This is a genomic window from Kitasatospora sp. NPDC017646, assembly GCF_044329365.1.
Taxonomy (GTDB): Bacteria; Actinomycetota; Actinomycetes; order Streptomycetales; family Streptomycetaceae; genus Kitasatospora.
This window is the reverse complement of the sequence record NZ_JBIRJC010000104.1, coordinates 1-6218: the sequence shown is the minus strand read 5'-3', so window position 1 is coordinate 6218 and position 6218 is coordinate 1. Positions and strand designations below refer to the sequence as shown.

Genomic DNA, 6218 nt, shown 5'->3' with positions numbered 1-6218 from the left:
ATCTCGCAATCCACACCTGGCCAGAAGGCCCTCACTCATTTCAAGATCAGCTGACCGTGACCCCTGTCACCAACCTCCGTGGGCAGTACACCTAGACCAGCGCTTCCCCGGCCAGACCGAGGTCGTGCGCGGCCACATCACCTCCGACCTGGTCTATCGGCGCGGCCACGACTACCAGCTCGAAGGCGAACTCCAGGGCCTCGACCAGCCTGGCTTCAGGTGTTCCAGACCGGCCTCGCGCCGGACGGTCACACCACCACGGTCGGTGTCGTCGGCGACCTCCAGGCCGCGCGCGTCTACATCAATGCGCATTACCCCGGCACGATCGTCCACGGCAATACCCCCTGACCCGCCGTCGGCCCGCTGGAGGCCTTACGCGGCCACCTCAGTTAGCTACCAGCCGGGAACGGCAGCTGGTGCGGCTTCCAAGCCTGCTACGGCGGCCGCGGTAGATCGCCTCGAACAGCGGGGTGCCGGGCGCGGCTTTCGACGTTTTCGTTGATCGTCGTGGGGGTCGCCCGGCAGGGTGATATAGCGTCATCTAGCGGTACATGCCGCAGAGAACAGAGAAGCATCGGCGGTGCTTACGTCTCCTCCGGGGAGGGACCAGCCGATGCTTCCGGATAGCTCTGCCAGCTGAGCCGTCCACGCAAAAGGTGCCCGCGCCACGCCGCTTGGAGCAGTTGCTCCGACAGACCGTGGCCCGACGTCTCACGACTCGGCGGCGGCGACTGGTCCGCGTCGCGGCCGCCTTGACGCTCATGGCCGCGGCCGCCTCCAGCGGCACGCTGCTGGCGATGCTGGAGTCCGCCGGTAGGCAGTGGCGCAGCCGGGAACAGCCTCGCCCGCTACGGTCCGTGCCCTGTCCGCAAGCGACTCCGTCACTGGCGTGTCCGCCTCGGTGAAGGTCTCGCCCGCTGTCTGGGGCAGCACCGTGCAGGTCTCGGCCGAAGGAGTACCTCCTGGGACCACATGCGGGCTGCAAGCGGTCGGGGTCACGGGGCCACGGCGGCCGCCGCGATCTGGCAGGCCGGCACGTATGCGGGTGGCGCCACGTTTCCGGGACGGTTTCCATGGCCTCCGGATTGATCGGTCACGTCGACATGTAGGCGACCGACGGCCAGGAACTCCTCACGATTGCGGTGTAGGACGAGCTGGGCCCCGGCGTGTGGGTGTCCGCTGTTGGCCGTCGGGAGGGGGCCTCACGTTCTGCTCACAGGCCGGGTGCCTGGGAGCCGTTCAGGTACCAGAAGGGGGCGACGTACCAGATCAGGGCGATCGCGGTGACGAGGGTACCGCCGGCCAGGGGGAGTGCCCAGCCGGGCCAGCGGCGGTGCCGGACCACGATGACCTTGGCGACGAAGGCCCCGTAGAGGAAGCAGCCGGTGAGCGCATGGAGCGCCACGCGGGTGTCGGTCAGTTGGACGCCGTAGGCGGTGATGCAGTGCCGGGCGATGGGCAGGGAGAGGAGGAAGGCGGTCAGGCCGATGAGGCGGTGCGTGGTGTGGACCCCGTGCGGTGCGGCTCCCAGTGCGGGCAGGCGCCCGTAGATCCACAGGGCGAGAAACAGCTGAATCAGCGCCAGACCCAGCAGTGCGGACCCCAGTTGGGCCTTCAGCAGCATCGCGTCGTTGCCACGGTTCCCGAAGAGGCTGGTCTCGTAGTTGGGGGGGTGTACCCGGCCGTACCAGAAGAGGCCGACCATCACCGCCACGGGCAGGAGAAGCCACAGGATGTTGTAGAGCCGCAGGCGGCCGGCGGGGTAAGCGAGGCCCTCCACCTGATCACCCGCCCCCGCTCCCGCTGCCGCCCTGGATCTTGACCGCACGAGCCCGGCCTCGGATGCCTGCCAGAGCGCGACGACCAGCAGGGCGAGCACCTCGGCGACGAGGCTGAGCAGGGCCTGCGGGGCCGGTTGCAGGCCGTGTTCGGAGAACCCGAACAATCCGACGGTGCGGGATGCGACGAACCCGGCCAGCGCGCCGAGTGCGATCGCGGCGGCGGCGATCCGCAGAAGCAGGGGCGCCCCCAGCAGCAGGAGCGCGGCCACCGCGAACGCGGTGCTGGCCTGCAGCAGGAACAACGAGCCGATGACGTGGACCAAGCGGTATCCGTCGATGTACAGCTGGGCGTGGATGTATCCGCTCGCCGCGAGCGCGACGGCGAGCACCAGACGCAGCGGGAGGGCGGGCAGCCTCCGGATGGTCATGCGAGTTTCTCGTCCTTGACGGCGGACGTCGTGGAGCTGTCGGTGGCCGGCGGGGTAGGCGAGGCCCTCCGTGTGATCACCCGCCCCCACTCCCGACTCCGCCGCCCTGGATCTCGACCGTACGAGCCCGAGCTCGGATGCCTGCCAGAGCGCGACGACCAGCAGGGCGAGCACCTCGGCGAGGACGCTGAGCAGGGCCTGCGGGGCCGGTTGCAGGCCGTGTTCGGAGAACCCGAACAATCCGGCGGTGCGGGATGCGACGAACCCGGCCAGCGCGCCGAGTGCGATCGCGGCGGCGGCGATCCGCAGAAGCAGGGGCGCCCCCAGCAGCAGGAGCGCGGCCACCGCGAACGCGGTGCTGGCCTGCAGCAGGAACAACGAGCCGATGACGTGGACCAAGCGGTATCCGTCGATGTACAGCTGGGCGTGGATGTATCCGCTCGCCGCGAGCGCGACGGCAAGCACCAGACGCAACGGGAGGCGCAGTGCGGGGGCTGGCAGGCTCCGGGTGGTCATGCGAGTTTCTCGTCCTTGACGGCCAGTGCGTGGTTGCCCTGCCAGAAGTTGACGGTGCGGATGCCAAGTGCGTCCTTGAGGCGTCCGGCGGGCAGTACCTGGGGAAGTGGGGCGGGGCCCTGGCCGGGTTTGGGGAACGGGTAGCAGGTGGGGCGGGCCGAGTGGAAGGTGATGTTGCCCTCGGTCTTGCTGAACAGCTGGTGGACGTGCCCGTTGAGGCACGTGACCGAGGAGAAGCGGCGGAACATCGACAGCAGCTGCACCGCGTCGTCGGTGCCCCAGCCCCACGTCGGATACATCGCGAACAGCGGGATGTGGCTGAAGATAACGATGGGGGTGTCCGAGGACAGGCCGGCGATGTCCTTGCGCACGAAGTCGATCTGGTCGTTGCCCAGGTGGCCGAGTTGCTCCAGGTGCAGCGTGTTGACCAGCGCGATGAAGTGCACACCGTGGGTGTCGAAGCTGTACCAGCCGTCGCCGAGGGTGTTGTGGCCGAAAGCCTGTCGGTAGGCGCGTGGTCCGTTGTCTCCGATCGAGTCGTGCTCGCCCGGCACGGTGAAGACCCGGTCCGTGTCCAGCTGCGACATCATCTGCTTGACCTGGTCGAACTCGTCGGGGGTGGAGAGGTGTGTCAGGTCGCCGCTGTGCATGACGAAGTCGGGTCGGAGCCCGAGGGAGTTGACCTGGTTGATCGCGTCGGCGAACGTCGCGGTGACGTCCATGTTGGCCGGGCCCTGGAAGCCGATGTGGCTGTCGGAGATCTGCACGAACCGCAGGTCGGCGCTGCTCGCCGGGGCCGCGCTCGTCGAACCGGGGATGTGGCTGATCACCTCTCCCGCGACGACGGTCAGGACGACGGCACCACCGAACCAGGCGGAGTGCCGCATGAGCTGGCGGCGGGTCATGCCGTGCTCGCCGCCGCCGTCAGAGTCCTGCGTGTCCTCGGTCACGGGGTCACCTCCACGGTGGCGGTCATGAACGGGTGGATGGTGCAGTAGTAGGGGTAGGTGCCGGGTTGGGTGAACGTGTAGCTGTAGGTGTCGTTGGTGGCCAGGGCCGCCGACTGCAGTGGCCCGCCCGATCCTTGCTTGCTGGTGACGGTGTGGGCGTCGGGGTCGGTGTTGGTCCAGGTCACCTTCGTGCCCGCCTTGACCGTCAGTGTGGCCGGGGAGAACGCGAAGTTCTTGATCGTCACCGCGTTGGCGGTCGCTGGAGCGGACGACTGGCCGCCGGTAGGCGAGGTCGAGGGCGCGCTTGATGGTGGGCTGACCGTGACCGTGCCGCTCGTTCCGGAGGCACCGGGAAATCCCGGCAGGTTCTGGCCGGCTCCAGGACTCAGCGCGCCGGAGGGTTTGGGTGACGATCCGCCGCACGCGCTGACCAGCCCCAGCGCTGTGGCCACGGCGACAGCGACCAGGCACACCGTACGCGACCACCGGACCGGCGCAGAGGAGTTCACATTCATGGCCATCGTTCCTTCTACGCGTCCCCAGCCACACGGGCGGGTGTGATCCAAGACCCAATCCGGGATCGGTCTTCTCAGGCGGATGGACGACCGCGCTACACCCCGCCGGGGAATGCTGGAAGGGGATGCAACCCGGTGGGCTACCTTATGTTCGCCGACAGCACATTCCACGCAGCGAAACGAATTCCACAGCAGAGTCTCGCTGTTTCACCCTGACGGCGGACAGCGGAACGCCTCGAGCAGGGAAATACCGAAGCCCCGGTGAACTTGTAAGCGGGGCGGTCAGAAGACGTTCAGCGAGTCCAGCGGCCGGTTGAAGAGGCCGTAGGAGGCGCGGTGGAGGCCATCGGCGATATTGCGGTGTCCATACTGGATCTCGACTTTCGAAGTTTTCGCTGATCGTCGTTGGGTCGCTCGGTGGGGTGATGTGGCGTCATCTGGCCGCGTGAGGTGGGGACAGCAGAGAAGCATCGGCGGTGCTTGCGTCGCCTGCTGTGAGGGACCCGCCGATGCTTCCGGATCCGACCGTACCCGCTTCGCTGCTCGCCGTGCTGGAGTTGCTGCGTGGTAACTTCACCGCGCCGAGCTTCCGGACCTTCGCAGCCCTGGTCACGGGGCTGATCACGCAGACTGGACGGTGCACGGTGACCGGGATGCTCGGCGGCGCGGGGTTGACGCGCACCTGGTCCCACGACCGCGCCCACGTCTTCTTCTCCCGCGCCGCGTGGAACCCGGACATCCTGGGCATCTCGCTTTCCCATTTGATCGTGCGGCGCCTGCTGCCCGAGGGCGCGGTACTGACCGTGGCGGTGGACGACACGCTGTTCAAGCGGCGCGGGAAGAAGGTGTTCGGCGCGGCCTGGCAGCACGATGGCGCGGCCAAGGGCCCCAAGCCGGTCGGGCGCGGGACCTGCTTCGTCGTGATCGGCGTCATCGTCCAACTGCCGTTTCTTGCTCGGCCGGTGGGCCTGCCCGTAATGGCCCGGCTGTGGCGACCTGGGCAGGAGCAGTCCAAGGTCGGCCTCGCGGCGTCCATGGTCCGCTTCCTGGCGGCTGCCACTACGGGCGGCGCATCCACGTCGTCGCGGACGCGGCCTACCACGGCAAAGCATTGCGTGACCTGCCCGCCACCTGCACGTTCACCACCCGGCTGCCCGCCTCGGCGGTGCTGTACGGCCTCGCCCCGCCGCGGACCGGCAAAGGCGGACGGCCCGCGCTCAAGGGCACCCGCCTGGGCACCGCGAAGGATCTGGCCGCCACGCTCGCGTTCGAGCCTTTCCGGGTGATGCGTTACCAGCGCACCGAGACCGCGCACCTGGCCGAGATTACGAGCCTGTGGTACGGCTCGTTGCACACCCGCACCGTCCGCGTGATCCTCCTGCGCGACCAGGACACCGTCAGCGGCTACGACCTCGCGCTGGTCACCACCGACCTGATCACGCCCGCCCCTGCGCTGATCACCCGGTACACGTGGCGCTGGTCCATCGAGGTCACCTTCGCCGAGAGCCGCGACCTGCTCGGGGCCGGCCAGGCCCGAAACCGCACCCGGGTGGCCGTCGAGCGCACCGTGCCCTTCGGCCTGTACTGCTACACGATCACCGTGGCCTGGTACACGCTGCACGGCCACCACCCCGTCGATGCCGCCGACCGGCGCGAGCGCGCACCCTGGTACACCACCAAGACCGACCCGGCCGTCTCCGACATGCTCGCCAAGCTCCGCCGAGCCATCATCGCCGCCCGATTTCTGCCCACCCGCCCAGGCCAGCCCACCGATCAGGAAATCCGCGCCGTCCAACAGGCACGGGCCGCAGCCAGCCTCGACACAGCCGCCTGATCAGCCAGACCTGCCAGAACGTCGAAAGTCGAGGGCCCCCAGTTTGCGCAGCTTTTCCTGACCTCCGGCGGCAGCGGGTCGCTCGCTGGGCGCCTGAGGCTGTCGGCGGCGGCTGAATTCGGGCCGGTATCGACGGTTGAGTTGTGGGCCAGTCGTGGTCTCGCTGGATGGTGTGTGTCAGTCGTTGTCGTTCG

6 protein-coding genes are annotated in these 6218 nt (G+C 68.4%); 3 read left to right on the top strand and 3 right to left on the bottom strand.

Annotated features, from left to right (window positions below):
• The first annotated feature begins 219 nt into the window (after positions 1 to 219).
• Positions 220 to 348 carry a hypothetical protein gene (locus tag ACH4J0_RS42655; protein WP_396246577.1) on the top strand — a complete coding sequence of 43 codons (129 nt, stop codon included), beginning with the start codon at positions 220 to 222 and terminating at the stop codon, positions 346 to 348.
• Positions 349 to 1213: 865 nt separating this feature from the next.
• Here ACH4J0_RS42655 and ACH4J0_RS42650 read toward each other — a convergent pair.
• Genes ACH4J0_RS42650 through ACH4J0_RS42640 form a run of 3 tightly spaced genes read right to left on the bottom strand, consistent with a single transcriptional unit; the run spans position 1214 to position 4190 of the window.
• Positions 1214 to 2725, bottom strand: a complete 1512-nt coding sequence (locus ACH4J0_RS42650; protein ID WP_396246576.1) for a DUF6529 family protein — start codon at positions 2723 to 2725, stop codon at positions 1214 to 1216.
• Positions 2722 to 3675: a metallophosphoesterase family protein gene (locus ACH4J0_RS42645; RefSeq protein WP_396246575.1), complete on the bottom strand. Its 954-nt coding sequence runs from the start codon at positions 3673 to 3675 to the stop codon at positions 2722 to 2724. The genes ACH4J0_RS42650 and ACH4J0_RS42645 overlap by 4 nt, the downstream gene beginning before the upstream one ends.
• Entirely contained in the window at positions 3672 to 4190 is a 519-nt protein-coding gene (locus ACH4J0_RS42640) for a plastocyanin/azurin family copper-binding protein (protein WP_396246578.1), read from the bottom strand. Before ACH4J0_RS42640 ends, ACH4J0_RS42645 begins: the two co-directional genes overlap by 4 nt.
• A gap of 548 nt (positions 4191 to 4738) precedes the next feature.
• Between ACH4J0_RS42640 and ACH4J0_RS42635 the strand changes: the two genes are divergently transcribed.
• Positions 4739 to 5476: a transposase gene (locus tag ACH4J0_RS42635; protein ID WP_396246574.1), complete on the top strand. Its 738-nt coding sequence runs from the start codon at positions 4739 to 4741 to the stop codon at positions 5474 to 5476.
• Positions 5473 to 6024 carry a hypothetical protein gene (locus tag ACH4J0_RS42630; protein ID WP_396246573.1) on the top strand — a complete coding sequence of 184 codons (552 nt, stop codon included), beginning with the start codon at positions 5473 to 5475 and terminating at the stop codon, positions 6022 to 6024. The genes ACH4J0_RS42635 and ACH4J0_RS42630 overlap by 4 nt, the downstream gene beginning before the upstream one ends.
• Positions 6025 to 6218 lie beyond the last annotated feature (194 nt).

Coding starts and splice junctions, on each gene's coding strand:
- ACH4J0_RS42650 (WP_396246576.1), bottom strand. CDS start 2,725: ATGACCACCCGGAGCCTGCCAGCCCCCGCACTGCGCCTCCCGTTGCGT.
- ACH4J0_RS42640 (WP_396246578.1), bottom strand. CDS start 4,190: ATGAATGTGAACTCCTCTGCGCCGGTCCGGTGGTCGCGTACGGTGTGC.